Origin of the sequence: Bradyrhizobium sp. 215_C5_N1_1 (assembly GCF_052075935.1) — a bacterium.
Classification (GTDB): Bacteria; Pseudomonadota; Alphaproteobacteria; order Rhizobiales; family Xanthobacteraceae; genus Bradyrhizobium; species Bradyrhizobium barranii.
Genome location: NZ_CP197228.1, coordinates 7,541,878 through 7,558,709 on the forward strand (window position 1 = coordinate 7,541,878; position 16,832 = coordinate 7,558,709).

Here is a 16,832-nt window from a genome sequence, read left to right on the forward strand (position 1 = left end):
GAAAGAGCCTAACCTCGCGCCCGCAGCTCGCGCCGCAGCACCTTGCCCGTGGCCGTCATCGGCAGTGTCCCCGCGAACTCGACGAAGCGCGGATATTCGTGCGCGGCGAGTTGCACCTTCACGAACTCCTGGATCTCGCGCGCGAGCGTGTCGCTTGCCGCGAAGCCGGGACGCAGCACGATCCAGGCCTTGATCGATTCGGTGCGGATCGAATCGGGGATGCCGACCACCGCCGCCATCGCCACCGACGGATGCTTCATCAGCGTGTGCTCGATCTCGGACGGGCCGACGCGGTAGCCGGCGGTGGTGATGACGTCGTCCTCGCGGCTGACATACCAGAAATAGCCGTCCTCATCCCGCGTACCGAGATCGCCGGTCAGCAGGAATTCGCCGGCATATTTCTTCGCCGTCGCGTCCGGATTGCGCCAGTATTCGAGCATCGTGCACGGGCATGGCTGGCGCACGCCGATGATGCCGCGCTGCCCCGTCGGCAGCTCCTCGCCCTTGTCGTTGACGATGCGGACGTCGAAGCCCGGCGTCGCCTTGCCCATCGAACCCGGGCGGATCGGAAACAGGTTGGAGTTGCTGCCGATCACGAGATTGCACTCGGTCTGACCGAACACTTCATGCGCATCGATGCCGAATGTCTCGCGCACCCAGCCGAGCAGCTCGCCGCCGAGCGATTCACCGCCGGTGAAAATGCTGCGCAGCTTGACGTCCGGATGCTTCACGCCGGCCTGCCGCATCAGCTTCAGCGCGGTCGGCGGCAGGAAGACGTTGCGGACACCGAGGTCGGCCATCATCTGCATCGCCGCCTGCGGCTCGAACTTTCGCGCACGGTGACCGACCAGGGGGATGCCGTGATACCAGAACGCGAACAGGCCGTTGACGAGGCCGCCGATCCACGCCCAGTCCGCCGGCGTCCACATCAGATCGCCGGGGCGCGGCAGGAAGTTGTGGCACATCTCGACATTCGGCAGGTGGCCGAGCACGACGCGATGCGCATGCAGCGCGCCCTTCGGATTGCCCGTCGTGCCTGACGTGTAGATGATCAGGGCGGGGTCGTCGGCGGAGGTGTCGACGGTCGCAAAGTCCTCGGACGCGGTTTCGATCGCCGACCAGAACGGTTTTGCACCGGCATGGACGGCGCCGCTCGTGACATAGATGTCCTGCAGATAGGGCAGCCGATCGCGGATCTTCGTGAGCTTCTCCCAGCCCGCCTCATCAGTGATGATGGCCCTTGCTTGCGAATTCGACAGGCGGAATTCCAGCGCGTCCTCGCCGAACAGCGCGAACAGCGGGATCGAGATCAGCCCGGATCGGAACGCGGCCATATGCGCGATCGGCAGCTCCAGCGACTGCGACAGGAACACCGCGACGCGGTCGCCGCGCACGAGCCCATCGGCCTTCAGCACATTGGCGAAGCGGCGCGACATCTCCGCGACCTCGTCGAACGAGGTGCGCGTGGTTGCGCCGTTCTCGTCGACATAGAGCAGCGCGAGGCGGCCCGTGCCGTCGGCATGGCGGTCGCAGCACGCTTCCGCCATGTTGAAGCGCGCCGGGACGTCCCAGCGGAAGTTGCGATAGAGCTCGTCGTAGGTTGCGGCTTCGGTCAGCATGGTCGTTTCCCGGCAGCGTCGTCACAGCCGGGCGTGTCCCGGCCATCCACGTTCTTGTTTCGACCTGAGTTTAAGCGCGTGGGAGCCCGGGACAAGCCCGGGCATGACGATGCGGAGGCATCCCCTAACGGCGCACCGTCTGGAAGAATTTCCTGACGTCGCCAACATACAGCTCCGGCTGCTCGAATGCGGCGAAATGCCCGCCCTTCTCCATCTCGCTCCAGTGCGTGATGTTGGGAAAGTTCGGCTCCATCCAGCGCCTGACCGGCGTGATGATCTCCTTGGGGAACACGGCGACGCCGGTCGGCACGTTGACCCTAGGCGTGGTGCGGCGTTTGCCAAAACTCTCCCAGTAGAGCCGCGCTGAGGAGGTCGCCGTCTCCGTCGCCCAATAGAGCATGACGTTGTCGAGCAGCTCGTCCTTGTCAAAAATGTTTTCAGGATGGCCGTCGCAATCGGTCCAGGCCCAGAATTTTTCCAAAATCCAGGCCGCCTGCCCGCTTGGCGAATCCGTCAGGCCATAGCCGAGCGTCTGCGGCCGCGTCGATTGCTGCTTGGAATAACCGGAATCGAGATCGACATAATGCTTCAGGCCGGCGAGCGCGCTCTTCTCTTCCGCCGTCGGCTCGCCCTCGACCTTCGGTGCCGCGTTGAAGGCGAGCGTGATGTGAATGCCGGCGCAATGCTCGGCGTCCTGCGCGCCCAGCGATGTCGTCACCGCCGAGCCCCAGTCGCCACCCTGCGCGCCGTAACGCGCGTAGCCGAGCCGATCCATCAGCTTCGCCCAGGTCGCGGCGATGCGGTCGACGCCCCAACCGGTGGTCTTTGGCTTGGCGGAGAAGCCAAAGCCCGGCAGCGACGGGCAGATCACGTGAAACGCATCCGCAGGATTACCGCCATGCGCGGCAGGATCGACCAGCGGCGCGATCACCTTCTGGAATTCGACAATCGACCCTGGCCAGCCATGGGTGATGATCAGCGGCAGCGCCGATGGCTCCTTCGAGCGCGCATGCAGGAAGTGGATGTCGAGCCCGTCGATCTCGGTGGTGAACTGGTCGAAGCGGTTGAGCTTTGCCTCGCGGGCGCGCCAGTCATAGCTGTTGGCCCAGTAGGCGCAGATCTCCTGAATCCATTTCAGCGGCGCGCCCTGGCTCCAGTCCTCGACCAGCTCCGCCTCCGGCCAGCGCGTGCGGGCGAGGCGGGATTTGAGGTCGGTGAGAATGTCGTCGCTGATGGCGATGCGAAACGGTTTGATGGCGCCGGTCATCGGTTGCCCCCGATTGTTTCTGCGGGAGAGAGTAGACCGGATTGCAGCGCCATCAAAGGTGCCCCTTCTCCCCTTGCGGGAGAAGGTGGCGCGAAGCGCCGGATGAGGGGTTTCGCTCCGCGGAAACTACTGCGAGAGGGTCGCCCGCGGAGAGAGACCCCTCACCCGCCTCGCTTCGCGAGGCACTCTCTCCCGCAAGGGGAGAGGGAAGAAGCTAGCCCGTCAGCGCGGCCTTCACCAGGCCGCTGGCCTTGCCGAAATCCATCTGGCCGGCGTACTTCGCGCGCAACACCGCGATCACCTTACCCATGTCCTTCATGCCGGCAGCGCCCGTCTCCACGATCGCATCCGCGATCACCTTCTTCACTTCGTCGTCCGACATCTGCTTCGGCAGATAGGCCGAGATCACCGCGATCTCCTCGCGCTCCTGGGCAGCGAGCTCGGCACGGCCGCCCTTGTCGTAGAGCTCGACCGACTCCTGGCGCTGCTTGATCATCTTCTGAAACACGCCGAGCAGGTCGGCGTCCGACAGCGGCGGCTTGCCGTTGCCGCGCGCCTCGATGTCGGCGTTCTTGATGGTCGAGTTGACCATGCGCAGCGTGGAGAGCTTGCGCTCCTCCTTGGCCTTCATGGCCTCCTTGACCGCGTTGTTGATGTCGTCGCGCAGCATGATCGTGATCCCTTCGAATATCCGACGCCTGATCTAGGCCGTTCGCGGCCCCGAGACAACCGGGGCTCCCAGCCATTCGACCAGCGCTCGCGTCGTCGCCTCGGGCTGCTCCGGCTGCGGCAGAGGTCCGCAATTGGCCAGGATCACCAGCCTCGCGCCCGCTATGCCCTCCGCCATCTCCTTGGAGAACGCGTTCGGAATCGTGTTGTCCTGATCGCCTGTCAGCACCAGCGTCGGGCATTTGATCGTCGCCAGCGTCGGCCGTGAATCCACCCGCGCAATGATCGCGGTCTGCTGCCGCAGATAGCCTTCGACGCCGACGTCCTCGCCCTGCTCGTGCACGAGCTTCCGAATGCCGGCATCGTCGTGGCGCGAGGGATGCACCAGCTCGGGAAACATCTCCTCGCGCGCCGCGCTCAGCTCGCCGCGCCTCGCCCGTTCCATCAGGCCGCGGCGGCGCGCGGTCGCTTCCGGTGTATCGGGCCGGGCCTGGGTGTTGATCAGCGCGAGCTTCAAAACCCGCTCGGGCGCCTGGCGCATGATCTCGAGCGCGATATAGCCGCCCATGGAGTGGCCGGCGAGCGCAAAGCGCGGCGGGGCCTCGCTCAGCACGCGCCGGGCGATCGCCGCCATGCTGTCGTCGCGGATATGGTTGGCAATCATCACCGGGCCGAACCGCCAGAGTGCCGGGACAACCGGGGCGTAGATCCGGGCCGAGGAGGCCAACCCCGGAACCAGCAGAAGCGGGGTGGTCTGGTCCATTATTGCCTCGCGAGCCCGGGAAATTGGCGGAAATTATCCTCCCAAGCTTAAGTGCCTGAGGGGACCTGTCAAATATGCAAAAACGCATGTGAATCGGCGCTCGTCCGCTTTGACGGCGGCGCCGGCCCGGACTATGAACCGGGCTCATGACACAACATGACAACGATACCGCCTGGCCGGACCACAAACCGACCGCGCTCCTCGTGCTCGCCGATGGCACGGTGCTTGAAGGCTTCGGTCTCGGCGCCGAAGGCCATGCCGTCGGAGAGGTCTGCTTCAACACCGCGATGACCGGCTATGAGGAGATCCTCACCGATCCCTCCTATGCCGGCCAGCTCATCACCTTCACCTTCCCGCATATCGGCAATGTCGGTACCAACGAGGAAGACATCGAGACGGTGAACATGGCCGCGACGCCGGGTGCGCGTGGCGTGATCCTGCGTACCGCGATCACCGATCCCTCGAACTACCGCGCCACCAAGCATCTCGACGCCTGGCTCAAGGCGCGCGGCATCATCGGCCTTTCCGGCATCGACACCCGCGCATTGACCGCGCTGATCCGCAGCAAGGGCATGCCCAACGCCGTGATCGCGCATGCCAGGAACGGCGAGTTCGACCTGCATGGCATGAAGGAAGAAGCGCGCGAATGGCCGGGCCTCGAGGGCATGGACCTCGTGCCGATGGTCACCTCGGGCCAGCGCTTCACCTGGGACGAGACGCCCTGGCTGTGGGACAAGGGTTTTGGCCGCCAGGACAAGCCCGAGTTCAACGTCGTCGCCATCGACTACGGCATCAAGCGCAACATCCTGCGCCTGCTCGCCGGCGTCGGCTGCAAGGTGACGGTGGTGCCAGCGACGACCTCATCGGAAGACATTCTGGCGATGAAGCCGGACGGCGTGTTCCTGTCCAACGGCCCTGGCGATCCGGCCGCGACGGGCAAATACGCGGTGCCGGTGATCCGGGACGTGATCAAGTCGGGCACACCGACCTTCGGCATCTGCCTCGGTCACCAGATGCTCGGCCTTGCCGTCGGCGCCAAGACCAAGAAGATGCATCAGGGCCATCACGGCGCCAATCATCCCGTGAAGGACGAGACCACCGGCAAGGTCGAGATCACCTCGATGAACCATGGTTTTGCGGTGGACGAGGCGACGCTGCCGAAGGGCGCGACGCAGACCCACATCTCGCTGTTCGACGGCTCCAATTGCGGCATTCAGCTCGACGGCAAGCCGGTGTTCTCGGTGCAGTACCACCCCGAGGCCTCGCCGGGCCCGCGCGACTCGCACTATCTGTTCCAGCGCTTCGCGGACCTGATGCGGCAGAAGAAGAGCGCGTAACGCTGGCTCTCCTGCAGTTGCCTTGACGACATCGAGCCCGGGCCTTGACCCGGGCTCTTGTCGTTCCGGGCTCGACGCTGCGGTTCGCCTGGACGCAAGGAACGTCGTCTCACGCCCCTCGTTGATTCCTGCTACGCTCACGCAGGAGCCCTGCCATGTTCGTTGTCCGCGACAATGCCGAGCCACGCGCCATCGTGTTCAAAGATGACGGGCTCGTGCCGAACAACATCCTTCCCTTCCTGGTCTATCGGGATGCGGTGAAGCTCGATTCCAGGCGCCCCGAGGCGACCATCGAAAACCTGTTCGAAGCGAATAGCTGGGGCGGCACGTGGCGCAACGGCGTCTACGACTATCTGCACTATCACGCGACGGTGCATGAGGTGCTCGGCGTCGCGCGTGGCAGTGCCCGCGTCCGCTTCGGCGGCGACCATGGCCAGGAGCTGGAGATCAAGGCGGGCGACATCGCGATCCTGCCGGCCGGCACGGGGCATCAGTGCATCAGTGCGAGCGACGATTTCTGCATCATCGGGGCCTATCCGCCGGGATCGAAGATGGTGGTGACGCGGGCAACGCCGGAAAACCACGCCAGGGCACTGAAGACAATTCCCGAGGTCGCGCTGCCGCCGGCCGATCCGGTGACGGGCAAGAACGGGGCGTTGATGAGGCTGTGGAGCCGGCCATAAGCGCGACGCCGTAGGGTGGGCAAAGCGGAGCGTGCCCACCAATCAGTTCAAGCCGCAAGGACGGATGGTGGGCACGGCGCGCAAGAAGCGCGCCTTTGCCCACCCTACGGCAATGTCCCTTACGCCTCGTTGCCGCCTTCCTGGCGGGTGGCCTCGAACAGGAACCACGTCCGGCGCTCGGTCTCGTCGATGAAGTTTTCGAGGATGCTGGCGCTGGCGACATCGCCGGCGTCGTCGCAGACCTCGTGCGCCTTGCGCATCGCGCTTGCGACGTGCTTGTTGTCCTGCATCAGCTCGCGCAGCATCTCGCGTGGCGGGACGTAGTCCTCGTTGTTGTCCTTGATGGTCTGGAGCTTGGCGACCTGGCCGATCGACTTCAGCGTGGTGCCGCCGATCTTGCGGACGCGTTCGGCGAGCTGGTCGGTGGTGGCGAAGATCTGGTCGGACTGCTCGTCGAGCAGCAGATGATAATCGCGGAAATGCCGGCCGCTGATGTGCCAGTGGAAATTCTTGGTCTTCAGATAGAGCGCGAACGCATCGGCCAGAAGCACGTTGAGCGCCTCAGAGACCTTCTTGACCCCATCGGGCGACAGATCGGTGGGGGTATCGAGATCGGGCGAGACCTTGGTGGGGGCTTTGCTCACGGGAAACCTTCCTGTTAGGACGCGGACATTGACGGCGCGCCGTCGCACCCCTAACGCAAGGCGGGCAGCGCCGGTTCCTTGACAGGAACCGTTTGGCCGGGACCTACGAAATACCATGGACGATTGGATCGATTATTACGACTCCACGCATACGATCTATGTCAGCAAGCTGCATCGCGACTTGCACTTCCAGATCATCGCGCGGGACATCATCGGCTACATCTCATCGCCCGAGGCGACCGTGCTCGACTATGCCTGCGGCGAGGCGCTGTCGGCGAGCCAGGTGGCCGCGGCCTGCGGCAAGCTGATTCTCGCCGAGCCCGCCCCCGGCGTGCGTGGCCGGCTGATCGCGCGATTTGCCCCGAACACCAAGATCCGCGTCCGCTCCCTCGACGACGTCCGCAAAATGCAGGACCAGTCGATCGACCTCGCGGTGATGAACTCGGTCGCGCAATACATGACGCCGGACGAGCTCGATGCCGCGCTTGTCAACATCCGGCGATTGCTGACCCCGTCCGGCAAGCTCGTGCTCGGAGATATCTTGCAGCCCAATGTCGGCATGTTCAGGGATGTGATGGCGCTGCTCAGCTTCGGCCTGCGTCACGGCTTCCTGAAGGACGCGCTGATCGGGCTGATCAGCACCGCGCTGTCAGATTACCGTCATCTGCGCACGCGCATCGGGCTTCAGCGCTATGGCGAGGACGAGATCGTCGCCAAGCTGACCGCGGCGGGCTTCTCTGTCCAGCGCGCCCACACCAATATCGGCCATAATCGCTGGCGCATGACCTTCATCGCGCGGCCGCCTCTGGTCCGTTAAGCATAATGACTGCCCGAGGTGGCTTGTCACACGCTGATAGGTAAAGATCGCCGCGGCCCGGTGGCGGAAGCGTCTACGCGAGGGCGGTGCAACGCTCTTCATCCTGGTTCAAATCCAGGCCGGGTCTCCAGCCTTCGCTGGCTCCGCCAGCTTCGGCTAGGCAAGCCGTATCGTGCGAAGGCTGCCTCGGCGAAGCCCGAAGGGCGAAGACGGGCACGCTTCGACGGACCGCCCAAAGCAAATTCTCGAAAACTCGCAAACTTCAATCCATTTCAACCGTTTCGCACTCCGACAGCAGCTGTAGCCGGTCGACATCCTTGGCTGCGGAGCTGAGCACAGCATCGAGCAGCCCCGGAAAGCGCGCGTCCAGATCCTCGCGGCGGAGCCGCATGAAGCGGTTGGTGCCCGCCACGCGCGTCAGCATCAGGCCGCATTCGCGCAGCTTGGCGAAGTGGTAGGCGAGGTTGGATTTGCCGGAAAGGCCGCTGAAGTCGCCACAGCAGAGTTCGCTGCTGACACGTTCCTGCTGGGCGAGCTGATAGACGATGGCCAACCGGATCGGATCGCTCAGGCAATCCAGAACCATCGGCAGCTCGATCTGCTCGCGGGTGGGATGAAGGGGTGTGCGGCTCATGGTGAGGAATCATAGCAAATTGGCCGCGTTGTTCAATAGTTCTTGAACCAATTGACTTCTTAGCCTTTGCATTCAATAGTTCAATAAACGTTGAACATAGGGATATTGTCCAATGAGCGTGTTCTGGCTGGCTCTCGCGGCCTTCGCGATTGGTACCGAAGGCTTTGTCATTGCAGGGCTTTTGCCGTCGATCGCCGCCGATCTTTCGATTTCCGTCCCTGCCGCCGGCCAATTGGTCACCGCCTACGCCCTCACCTATGCGGTGGGTTCGCCGATCCTGGCGGTGACGCTGAACAATATCGACCGCCGCACCGTGCTGGCCCTCGCGCTGACGACCTTCATTGCCGGAAATCTCGTCGCGACGGTGGCTTCCAGCTACGCCCTGCTGCTGGCCTCCCGCATGCTGATGGCGCTGGGCTCCGGACTGTGCATGCCGACGGCGCTCGCCGTATCGGTGGCGGTCGCCGCGCCCGAACGGCGCGGCCGCGCGGTGGCGCTGGTCACCTCGGGCCTCACGGTTGCAACCGTGATCGGCGTCCCGCTCGGCAATCTCGTCGGCAGCCTGCTCGGATGGCGCGCGACCTTTGCCATGGTGGCCCTGATCGGCGCGGTTGCGCTTGCCGGCCTGCTGCTTGGCCTGCCCCGCGGCCTGCCGCGCAACACCGCCTCGCTCAGCGAACGGCTGGCGGTGGCGCGTCACAGCAATGTCGTGATCGCGCTTCTGATCACGATCCTATGGGCGCTCGGCGGCTTCACTGTGTTCACCTACTTCGCGGTCCCGCTGCGCGGCCTCGGCTTCGACGCCGCGCAGATCAGCCTCGCGCTGCTGGTGTTCGGCGGCGCCGCCGCCATCGGGAACATGCTGGGCGGTGTCCTGGCCGACCGGCTCGGCACGCTCGCCACCGCAGGCCTCGGGCTCGCCGGCATGGCGAGCGCCCTGATCCTGCATTCGCTGGTCCTGAAGTTGATGCCCGGACAGGCGCATTATGCGGTGCTGGGCGCGATCTTCCTCTGGGGCATCTCGGGCTGGGCGTTCTATCCGGCTCAGATCGCCAGCATCATCCGGATCGAGCCGCAGGCCTCGATGATCGCACTCTCGCTCAACGCCTCCGCGATGTATCTCGGCTTCGCCATCGGCGGGGCCCTGGGCGGCGCGGTGCTGGCCACCCTCTCGCCAACCGACCTTGGCTGGATCGGCGGATCGAGCGTTGCGGCCTCGCTGCTGGTGCATCTCGCCCGTGGCTGGCAGGCACGGCCAAAACCCGTCAAAATTGCCGGTTGATGGGCGTTTTTCGGGGTTTCGCCGCCCCGAAAACTGGTCTAAGACCCACCCGCGCGCGAGGGGAGACCCCGCGCTCTCGGCTCAAGGGGACGCGCGGCAAGCGCGCCCTTTTTTTGTGCCCAAAATCCACTTCGGCGAGAGTTGATGCCCAAACGTACAGACATCACCACCATCCTGATCATCGGCGCCGGCCCCATCGTGATCGGCCAGGCCTGCGAGTTCGACTATTCGGGCACGCAAGCGGTGAAGACGTTGAAGGAGGAGGGCTATCGCATCGTCCTCGTCAATTCCAACCCGGCCACCATCATGACCGACCCGGAATTGGCCGACGCCACCTACATCGAGCCGATCACGCCCGAGATCGTCGCCAAGATCATCGAGAAGGAACGTCACGTCATTCCCGGCGGCTTCGCGCTGCTGCCAACCATGGGCGGACAGACCGCGCTGAACTGCGCGCTGTCGCTGCGCCGGCAGGGCACGCTGGAAAAGTTCGACGTCGAGATGATCGGCGCGACCGCGGATGCGATCGACAAGGCGGAAGACCGTCAGCTATTCCGCGAGGCCATGACCAAGATTGGACTTGAGACGCCAAAGTCGCGGCTCGCCAACGCGTCCGAGTTCAAGAAGTCCTTCCGCGACAAGCACCGGGCCGAACGCGAGAAGCTGTCGGGTGCCGCCCTCGAGGAACACGAACGGCAATGGGTGCTCGGCGAAAGCGACCGCCGCAAGCGCTACCAGGAATACGCGCTCGGCCAGGCGCTGATGGCACTGTCCGAGATCGGCCTGCCCGCGATCATCCGTCCCTCCTTCACGATGGGCGGCACCGGCGGCGGCATCGCCTACAACAAGGAAGAATTCCTCGACATCATCGAGCGCGGCCTGGATGCGTCTCCGACCAACGAAGTGCTGATCGAAGAATCCGTGCTCGGCTGGAAAGAGTACGAGATGGAGGTCGTGCGCGACAAGAAAGACAATTGCATCATTGTCTGCTCGATCGAGAACCTCGATCCAATGGGCGTGCACACGGGCGACTCCATCACGGTCGCGCCGGCGCTGACGCTGACCGACAAGGAATACCAGATCATGCGCGACGCCTCGCTGGCGGTGCTGCGCGAGATCGGCGTCGAGACCGGCGGCTCCAACGTGCAGTTCGGCGTCAATCCCGAAGACGGCCGCATGGTCGTGATCGAGATGAATCCGCGCGTGTCGCGGTCGTCCGCACTGGCCTCGAAGGCCACCGGCTTTCCGATCGCAAAGGTCGCCGCCAAGCTCGCGGTCGGCTACACGCTGGACGAGATCGCCAACGACATCACCGGCGGAGCGACGCCGGCCTCGTTCGAGCCGACCATCGACTACGTCGTCACCAAGATTCCGCGCTTCGCCTTCGAGAAATTCCCGGGCGCGTCGACCACGCTGACCACGTCGATGAAGTCGGTCGGCGAAGTGATGGCGATCGGCCGTACCTTCCAGGAGAGCCTGCAGAAGGCGCTGCGCGGACTCGAGACCGGCCTGACCGGGCTCGACGAGATCGAGATCGAGGGGCTAGGCCAGCACGACGACAAGAACGCGATCCGCGCCGCGCTCGGCACGCCGACGCCGAACCGGCTGCTCCAGGTCGCCCAGGCCATGCGGCTCGGCTGGTCGAACGAGGACATCTTCAACTCCTGCAAGATCGATCCGTGGTTCCTCAGCGAGATGCGCGGCATCGTCGACATGGAGGAGAAGGTCCGGAAGAACGGCCTGCCGGGCAACGCCTTCGGCATGCGCACGCTCAAAGCCATGGGCTTCTCCGATGCGCGGCTCGCTGTGCTCGCCGAGACGACGGAAGCTGACGTGACGGCGAAGCGCCACGCGCTCGGTGTCCGCCCTGTCTATAAGCGCATCGACACCTGCGCGGCCGAGTTCGCGTCGCCGACCGCCTACATGTATTCGACCTATGAGGCGCTGTTTGCAGGCGCGCCCGCGGACGAGAGTTCGCCGTCGGACAAGAAGAAGGTCATCATCCTCGGCGGCGGGCCCAATCGGATCGGCCAGGGCATCGAGTTCGACTATTGCTGCTGTCACGCCTGCTTCGCACTGCATGACGCCGGCTACGAATCCATCATGGTCAACTGCAACCCCGAGACGGTGTCGACCGACTACGACACCGCCGACCGGCTCTATTTCGAGCCGCTCACCGCCGAGGACGTGCTGGAGATCATCGCGAAGGAGCGCACCAACGGCACGCTGCACGGCGTGATCGTGCAGTTCGGCGGCCAGACCCCGCTGAAGCTGGCGCGTGCGCTGGAAGCCGCCGAAGTGCCGATCCTCGGCACCTCGCCCGACGCCATCGACCTTGCCGAAGACCGCGACCGCTTCAAGCGCGTGCTCGACAAGCTCCGGCTGAAGCAGCCGAAGAACGGCATCGCCTATTCGGTCGAGCAGGCGCGCCTGGTCGCAACCGATCTCGGCCTGCCGCTGGTGGTGCGCCCGTCCTACGTGCTCGGCGGCCGCGCGATGCAGATCATCCGCGAGGAGAACCAGCTCAGCGACTATCTGCTCGGCACGCTGCCGGAGCTGGTGCCGGCGGACGTCAAGGCGCGCTACCCGAACGACAAGACCGGGCAGATCAACACCGTGCTCGGCAAGAACCCGCTGCTGTTCGACCGCTATCTGTCCGATGCCACCGAGATCGACGTCGACTGCCTTTGCGACGGCAAGGACACCTTCATCGTCGGCATCATGGAGCACATCGAGGAAGCCGGCATCCATTCCGGCGACAGCGCCTGCTCGCTGCCGCCGCACTCGCTCGATGCCAGGATGATCGAGGAGCTGGAGCGGCAGACGCGTGAGCTGGCGCTCGGCCTCGACGTCGTCGGCCTGATGAATGTGCAGTACGCGATCAAGGACGGCGAGATCTACGTGCTCGAAGTCAACCCGCGCGCCTCGCGCACGGTGCCCTTCGTCGCCAAGGTGGTCGGCACGCCGGTCGCCAAGATCGCAGCGCGCATCATGGCCGGCGAGAAGCTCGCCGACTTCAAGCTGAAGAAGGCGGACTTCAAGCATGTCGGCGTGAAGGAATCGGTGTTTCCGTTCGCCCGCTTCCCCGGCGTCGACACGGTGCTCGGCCCCGAGATGCGCTCGACCGGCGAGGTCATGGGCATCGACAGCTCCTTCGCGATAGCCTTTGCCAAGAGTCAGCTCGGCGGCGGCACGCGGGTGCCGCGCAAGGGCACGGTGTTCGTCTCGGTTCGCGAGAGCGACAAGACGCGCATCGCCGAGGCCGTTCGCGAATTGCATTCGCTCGGCTTCAAGGTGCTGGCGACATCGGGCACGGCGCGCTTCCTGACCGATCAGGGCATCCCGACCGAGAGGGTCAACAAGGTGCTTGAGGGACGGCCGCACATCGTCGATGCCATCACCAATGGCGACGTCCAGCTCGTCCTCAACACCACCGAGGGCCCGCAGGCGCTCGCCGACAGCCGCTCGCTGCGGCGCGCGGCCCTCTTGCATAAAGTGCCGTATTACACCACTCTTTCCGGGGCCGTGGCGGCCGCGCAGGGCATCCGCGCCTATCTGGGCGGGGACCTTGAGGTTCGTACCCTGCAGAGCTACTTTTCGGAAACCTGATCGCTAGCAACGGCGACGCTTCCGCTAAGTGACTGGCAATGAAGCCACAATGGCCGGAGGAACTGTCCGGCCGTTGTGGTTGTTCTGTTCCGGCGCCAGACCCACATAACCGTTCCGGTGGCCGTATATTCAGCCCCGGAAGTACTGACGAATCAAGGTTGCCGCGCCCTGTGTCTTGCCGGGGCGCGCGGCCGAAGGACGAGAGAAGAGATGGAAAAGGTTCCGATGACAGCGGGCGGCTTTGCCGCGCTCGGGGAAGAATTGAAGAAGCGCCAGTCCGAGGACCGTCCGCGCATCATCGAGCATATTGCGGAAGCGCGCTCGCACGGCGACCTGTCGGAGAACGCGGAATATCATGCCGCGAAGGAAGAGCAGTCCCACAATGAGGGCCGCATCGCCGAGCTCGAGGACAAGCTCGCGCGCGCCGACATCATCGATATTTCCAAGCTGTCGGGCGACACCATCAAGTTCGGCGCCACCGTGACGCTGGTCGACGAGGATACCGAGAAGAAGACGGTGTGGCAGATCGTCGGCGAGGTCGAGGCCGACGCCAAGAAGGGCCGCATCTCCATCACCTCGCCGCTCGCGCGCGCGCTGATCGGCAAGAAGAAGGGTTCGACGGTCGAGGTCAACGCCCCCGGCGGCGCCAAGGCGTATGAGATCACCAAGGTGGAGTGGCGGTAAGCATTTGCCGCAAGGCGCGATGATATTTCGAAAAGGCCGCGCCCTGCGCGGCCTTTTTGTTTCGGGGTATTGCGAGAGCCGTGTGCCTCTCCCCGCAAGAACCGGGAGAGGGAGAAGGCTTACCTTCTTCCCTTCACATCAAGCGGCACGGCCGCCTCGTATTTCGAATTATGCAGCACCAGCGACGTCCGCACGTTGCGCACATGGGGCGCGGCGGTGAGGTGCGTCACGAAATCCTGGAAGGTGGCCATGTCTGGCGCGACACATTTCAGGATGAAATCGACCTCGCCCGAGAGCATCCAGCATTCCCGCACCAGCGGCTCGGCGCGGACGAACTCCTCAAAGGCACGCAAATCCGCCTCGGCCTGGCTGGACAGGTGCACCGCGGCGAATACGGTGACGTCGAAGCCAAGCTTGCGGGCGTCGAGCAGGCCGCGATAGCCGTGGATATAGCCCTCCTCCTCCAGCGCCCGGACGCGGCGGAGGCAAGGTGGTGGCGAGATGCCGACGCGCTTGGCCAGCTCGACATTCGTGATTCGACCGTCGGCCTGGACCTCGGTGAGAATTTTCAGGTCGATCTCGTCTAGGTTCCGCGACACGTGATTGGAACTCCTGGCCTTTGCGGCTGTATTGGTGGATTTGACGCAATCCTCATAGCCAGTCCGCAGCAATTGCGCAATTTTATTGCGCGTGCAGCGCAATCGACTTTTGTTCCCTGTTGGAAAAATCCGCCGACAGGGAATGCAATTCTTGCATAGCTCACCAGAAGGCTTAGATTAGCTCTGATATTTCAGCGCTTCCGCGACGCCTCCCGGCACGTTCCGCACCCGCGCTGCAGATCCCCCGTGAAAGGCGTCCGTCAAAATGTCTGCCACTGTTCATGCAAAGGTCGTCATTATTGGCTCCGGCCCCGCCGGCTACACGGCGGCGATCTACGCCGCGCGCGCGATGCTCGAGCCGATCCTGATCCAGGGGATCCAGGCGGGCGGCCAGCTCACCATCACCACCGACGTCGAGAACTATCCGGGCTTCGCCGACGTGATCCAGGGCCCCTGGCTGATGGAGCAGATGGAGAAGCAGGCGGTCCATGTCGGCACCAAGATCGTCTCCGACCTGGTCACCAAGCTGGAGACGACGCAGCGGCCGTTCCGCCTCACCTGCGACAGCGGCGACGTCTATCTCGCCGACAGCGTCATCCTCGCCACCGGCGCCCAGGCGCGCTGGCTCGGGCTGCCGTCAGAAACGAAATTCCAGGGCGGCGGCGTCTCGGCCTGCGCCACCTGCGACGGCTTCTTCTACCGCAACAAGGAAGTCGTGGTGGTTGGCGGCGGCAATACCGCGGTCGAGGAAGCCCTGTACCTCACCAACCATGCCTCGCAGGTCACCATCGTGCATCGCCGCGATCACTTCCGCGCCGAACGCATCCTGCAGGAGCGTCTGTTCAAGCACCCGAAGATCAAGGTGGTCTGGGACTCGGCGGTCGACGAGATCTGCGGCACCGAGAACCCGAACAAGGTCACCCATGTGCGACTGAAGAACGTCAAGACCGGCGCACTCACGAACGTGAAGACCGACGGTGTCTTCATCGCCATCGGGCACGCGCCGGCGACCGAGCTCGTGAAGGACCAGGTCAAGCTGAAACGGTCGGGCTATGTCGAGGTTGCCCCGAACTCGACCGCCACCTCGGTGCCCGGCCTGTTCGCCGCCGGCGACGTCGCCGATGAGACCTATCGTCAGGCCGTGACGGCCGCCGGCCTCGGCTGCATGGCAGCTCTCGAAGCCGAACGTTTCCTGGCCCTGCGCGCCAGCGAGCGCGCTGCAGCGGAATAAAGATCATGCCTCGAACACGCGACGGATTTACGGATATGGATTGGGACAAGCTGAAGGTGTTTCACGCGGCGGCGGAAGCGGGCAGCTTCACGCATGCGGGCGAGCAGCTCGGCCTGTCGCAATCGGCGGTGTCCCGCCAAGTGTCGGCGCTGGAGCAGGAGCTCTCGGTCTCGCTGTTCCACCGCCACGCCCGCGGCCTGATCCTCACCGAGCAGGGCGACCTGCTCTTCCGCACCGCGCATGACGTGTTCATGCAGCTGCAGGCGGCGCGCGCCAAGCTGACCGACAGCCGCGAGCGGCCGAGCGGCGATCTCAAGATCACCACCACGCCCGGCGTCGGCATCAACTGGCTGATCCCGCGGCTCGGCGAGTTCACTGCGCTCTATCCGGAGATCCGGATCTCGCTGATCGTCACCGACGAGGAGCTCGACCTGTCGATGCGCGAGGCGGACGTCGCGATCCGCACCCGCAAGCCGACGCAGCCGGATCTCATCCAGCGCAAGCTGTTCGCGATGGGCTTCCACGCCTATTGCTCGCCGGATTACATCAAGCGCTTCGGCACGCCGCGCACGCTCGAGGAGCTCGACTCCCACCGCATCATCACGCTCTCCGACGGCAACTTCGCGCCGCATCTTCAGAACCGTAACTGGCTGGTCGAAGCCGGCCGCAACGGCTCTGGTCCGCGCGAGGCTTATTTCAGAGTGAACAACATCCTCGGCCTCGTCCGCGCCTGTCAGCAGGGCCTCGGCATCGCGGCGCTGCCGGACTATCTGATCGAGGAACAGAGCCGCCTGGTGCAGCTGTTCGGAGAATCGGATTCGATCCAGCTCGACACTTATTTCGTCTATCCCGAGGAGTTGAAGACGGTCGCGCGTGTGCAGGTGTTCCGCGACTTCGTGGTGAGCAAGGCGCAGCGCTGGCCTTCCTGATTTCCGCATGTCTGACATGCGACCTGAACGGTTGCTGCATGGCGCTTGGCAAGCCCATAATGTTT

At 64.4% G+C, this 16,832-nt stretch carries 15 protein-coding genes and 1 tRNA gene; 9 read left to right on the forward strand and 7 right to left on the reverse strand.

The genetic code is table 11. The annotated features are described in order from the left end of the window. Positions 1–8: 8 nt before the first annotated feature. The 4 genes from AB7G19_RS36075 to AB7G19_RS36090 all read right to left on the reverse strand — a co-directional run bounded on the left by AB7G19_RS36075 (position 9) and on the right by AB7G19_RS36090 (position 4,318). Positions 9–1,619, reverse strand: a complete 1,611-nt coding sequence (locus tag AB7G19_RS36075; RefSeq protein ID WP_441268758.1) for an acyl-CoA synthetase — start codon at positions 1,617–1,619, stop codon at positions 9–11. 124 nt (positions 1,620–1,743) lie between these two features. Beyond that, positions 1,744–2,886: an epoxide hydrolase family protein gene (locus tag AB7G19_RS36080; RefSeq protein WP_085400429.1), complete on the reverse strand. Its 1,143-nt coding sequence runs from the start codon at positions 2,884–2,886 to the stop codon at positions 1,744–1,746. A 214-nt stretch (positions 2,887–3,100) separates the two neighbouring features. Beyond that, positions 3,101–3,556: a GatB/YqeY domain-containing protein gene (locus AB7G19_RS36085; RefSeq protein WP_085400427.1), complete on the reverse strand. Its 456-nt coding sequence runs from the start codon at positions 3,554–3,556 to the stop codon at positions 3,101–3,103. Positions 3,557–3,589: 33 nt separating this feature from the next. Then, complete coding sequence (locus tag AB7G19_RS36090) at positions 3,590–4,318, reverse strand: alpha/beta fold hydrolase (protein ID WP_441268759.1); 729 nt, start codon at positions 4,316–4,318, stop codon at positions 3,590–3,592. 146 nt (positions 4,319–4,464) lie between these two features. On the opposite strand from AB7G19_RS36090, the gene carA reads away from it, so the two are divergent. After that, a complete protein-coding gene (gene carA, locus AB7G19_RS36095; RefSeq protein ID WP_063985501.1) occupies positions 4,465–5,655 on the forward strand; it encodes a glutamine-hydrolyzing carbamoyl-phosphate synthase small subunit in 1,191 nt (396 codons plus the stop codon). 155 nt (positions 5,656–5,810) lie between these two features. Beyond that, positions 5,811–6,338: a cupin domain-containing protein gene (locus AB7G19_RS36100; protein ID WP_085400424.1), complete on the forward strand. Its 528-nt coding sequence runs from the start codon at positions 5,811–5,813 to the stop codon at positions 6,336–6,338. Positions 6,339–6,457: 119 nt separating this feature from the next. On the opposite strand, the gene AB7G19_RS36105 is transcribed toward AB7G19_RS36100, so the two are convergent. Then, complete coding sequence (locus AB7G19_RS36105; RefSeq protein ID WP_063985503.1) at positions 6,458–6,982, reverse strand: Dps family protein; 525 nt, start codon at positions 6,980–6,982, stop codon at positions 6,458–6,460. A 115-nt stretch (positions 6,983–7,097) separates the two neighbouring features. Here AB7G19_RS36105 and AB7G19_RS36110 point away from each other — a divergent pair, with 115 nt between their 5' ends. Together AB7G19_RS36110 and AB7G19_RS36115 are read left to right on the forward strand one after the other, a co-directional pair. After that, the gene (locus AB7G19_RS36110) at positions 7,098–7,799 is read left to right on the forward strand and encodes a class I SAM-dependent methyltransferase (protein WP_085400422.1); all 702 of its coding nucleotides are present in this window, start codon (positions 7,098–7,100) and stop codon (positions 7,797–7,799) included. A gap of 54 nt (positions 7,800–7,853) precedes the next feature. Further along, positions 7,854–7,929: transfer RNA gene (locus tag AB7G19_RS36115), tRNA-OTHER, on the forward strand. A gap of 132 nt (positions 7,930–8,061) precedes the next feature. On the opposite strand, the gene AB7G19_RS36120 is transcribed toward AB7G19_RS36115, so the two are convergent. Continuing rightward, positions 8,062–8,433 carry an ArsR/SmtB family transcription factor gene (locus AB7G19_RS36120; RefSeq protein ID WP_135215185.1) on the reverse strand — a complete coding sequence of 124 codons (372 nt, stop codon included), beginning with the start codon at positions 8,431–8,433 and terminating at the stop codon, positions 8,062–8,064. A gap of 112 nt (positions 8,434–8,545) precedes the next feature. On the opposite strand from AB7G19_RS36120, the gene AB7G19_RS36125 reads away from it, so the two are divergent. From AB7G19_RS36125 to greA, 3 genes are all read left to right on the forward strand, one after another. Then, positions 8,546–9,715, forward strand: coding sequence for an MFS transporter (locus AB7G19_RS36125; protein ID WP_085400419.1), 1,170 nt, complete (start codon positions 8,546–8,548; stop codon positions 9,713–9,715). Positions 9,716–9,859: 144 nt separating this feature from the next. Then, positions 9,860–13,324 carry a carbamoyl-phosphate synthase large subunit gene (carB, locus tag AB7G19_RS36130; protein WP_441268760.1) on the forward strand — a complete coding sequence of 1,155 codons (3,465 nt, stop codon included), beginning with the start codon at positions 9,860–9,862 and terminating at the stop codon, positions 13,322–13,324. A gap of 210 nt (positions 13,325–13,534) precedes the next feature. Beyond that, entirely contained in the window at positions 13,535–14,008 is a 474-nt protein-coding gene (greA, locus tag AB7G19_RS36135; RefSeq protein WP_007596674.1) for a transcription elongation factor GreA, read from the forward strand. A gap of 119 nt (positions 14,009–14,127) precedes the next feature. Here greA and AB7G19_RS36140 read toward each other — a convergent pair whose 3' ends face one another. Then, a complete protein-coding gene (locus tag AB7G19_RS36140) occupies positions 14,128–14,607 on the reverse strand; it encodes an Lrp/AsnC family transcriptional regulator (protein ID WP_028150670.1) in 480 nt (159 codons plus the stop codon). A 265-nt stretch (positions 14,608–14,872) separates the two neighbouring features. Here AB7G19_RS36140 and trxB point away from each other — a divergent pair, with 265 nt between their 5' ends. Beyond that, the gene (gene trxB / locus AB7G19_RS36145; protein ID WP_028150669.1) at positions 14,873–15,838 is read left to right on the forward strand and encodes a thioredoxin-disulfide reductase; all 966 of its coding nucleotides are present in this window, start codon (positions 14,873–14,875) and stop codon (positions 15,836–15,838) included. 5 nt (positions 15,839–15,843) lie between these two features. Beyond that, on the forward strand, positions 15,844–16,767 hold the full coding sequence (locus AB7G19_RS36150; RefSeq protein WP_027534296.1) for a LysR family transcriptional regulator: 924 nt from the start codon (positions 15,844–15,846) through the stop codon (positions 16,765–16,767). Positions 16,768–16,832: the final 65 nt, after the last annotated feature.

What these genes read in the sequence shown, in the direction of transcription:
- AB7G19_RS36110 (WP_085400422.1), top strand. Translation starts at nt 7,098, where the DNA reads ATGGACGATTGGATCGATTATTACGACTCCACGCATACGATCTATGTC.
- greA (WP_007596674.1), top strand. Translation starts at nt 13,535, where the DNA reads ATGGAAAAGGTTCCGATGACAGCGGGCGGCTTTGCCGCGCTCGGGGAA.
- AB7G19_RS36150 (WP_027534296.1), top strand. Translation starts at nt 15,844, where the DNA reads ATGCCTCGAACACGCGACGGATTTACGGATATGGATTGGGACAAGCTG.
- AB7G19_RS36100 (WP_085400424.1), top strand. Translation starts at nt 5,811, where the DNA reads ATGTTCGTTGTCCGCGACAATGCCGAGCCACGCGCCATCGTGTTCAAA.
- carA (WP_063985501.1), top strand. Translation starts at nt 4,465, where the DNA reads ATGACACAACATGACAACGATACCGCCTGGCCGGACCACAAACCGACC.
- trxB (WP_028150669.1), top strand. Translation starts at nt 14,873, where the DNA reads ATGTCTGCCACTGTTCATGCAAAGGTCGTCATTATTGGCTCCGGCCCC.
- AB7G19_RS36090 (WP_441268759.1), bottom strand. Translation starts at nt 4,318, where the DNA reads ATGGACCAGACCACCCCGCTTCTGCTGGTTCCGGGGTTGGCCTCCTCG.
- AB7G19_RS36085 (WP_085400427.1), bottom strand. Translation starts at nt 3,556, where the DNA reads ATGCTGCGCGACGACATCAACAACGCGGTCAAGGAGGCCATGAAGGCC.
- AB7G19_RS36125 (WP_085400419.1), top strand. Translation starts at nt 8,546, where the DNA reads ATGAGCGTGTTCTGGCTGGCTCTCGCGGCCTTCGCGATTGGTACCGAA.
- AB7G19_RS36080 (WP_085400429.1), bottom strand. Translation starts at nt 2,886, where the DNA reads ATGACCGGCGCCATCAAACCGTTTCGCATCGCCATCAGCGACGACATT.
- AB7G19_RS36120 (WP_135215185.1), bottom strand. Translation starts at nt 8,433, where the DNA reads ATGAGCCGCACACCCCTTCATCCCACCCGCGAGCAGATCGAGCTGCCG.
- carB (WP_441268760.1), top strand. Translation starts at nt 9,860, where the DNA reads ATGCCCAAACGTACAGACATCACCACCATCCTGATCATCGGCGCCGGC.
- AB7G19_RS36075 (WP_441268758.1), bottom strand. Translation starts at nt 1,619, where the DNA reads ATGCTGACCGAAGCCGCAACCTACGACGAGCTCTATCGCAACTTCCGC.